The sequence below is a fragment of the Bartonella sp. AC130YNZD genome, assembly GCF_042196865.1.
In the GTDB taxonomy this organism is placed as follows: domain Bacteria; phylum Pseudomonadota; class Alphaproteobacteria; order Rhizobiales; family Rhizobiaceae; genus Bartonella.
In genome coordinates this window covers 1-550 of sequence record NZ_JBHIQZ010000188.1, presented here as the reverse complement: position 1 = coordinate 550, position 550 = coordinate 1, and the positions used below count along the sequence as shown (strand labels likewise).

Here is a 550-nt window from a genome sequence, read left to right as displayed (position 1 = left end):
CAAAAGTGTAAGGATTTTTGCCAATCTTTGTACCAACAAAGTCATTTTTATGATTTTCCAAGTTTACGTAATCCTGCTTTCCATCACTTAAGATATATAACGTATCTGCCATGTTTTGAGTATTATAAGCTGGTCCAAAGAAATTAATCGTTGTTTTCTTTGCTATACCATGAACACCATGCTTTTCTAAATCATGCGATCCATTGCCCGCTGTCATACTGCCACGGCTATGCGCATCAGTATGCAATCCTATATTGCCAAGGCTATACAACAGATTCTGGTACTTCTTCGTCGAATTGGTCAAAATACCCAACTTACCTTCTAGAGCATACTGATACCCTGCAATGAACAAATCTACCAAGAACGAATCGCTATGAGGGAACATCAGAAAATAGTGTGGATCATTCTTGTTATCAGCCAACTGAACCGCATTATGGGCTGCGTCATCTGGTGTTGTAAAAATACCATTGAGAAAAACATGAACCTTGCCATCAGAACCTTTTTGTAAATTCTGTTGTTCTTCAGGCGTTAAATAATGATATTGCGGCTG

1 pseudogene is annotated in these 550 nt (G+C 38.4%); it reads right to left on the bottom strand.

The annotated features are described in order from the left end of the window. Positions 1-550 (bottom strand): annotated as a pseudogene (locus tag ACFINU_RS10385) (filamentous hemagglutinin); the annotation flags it as partial.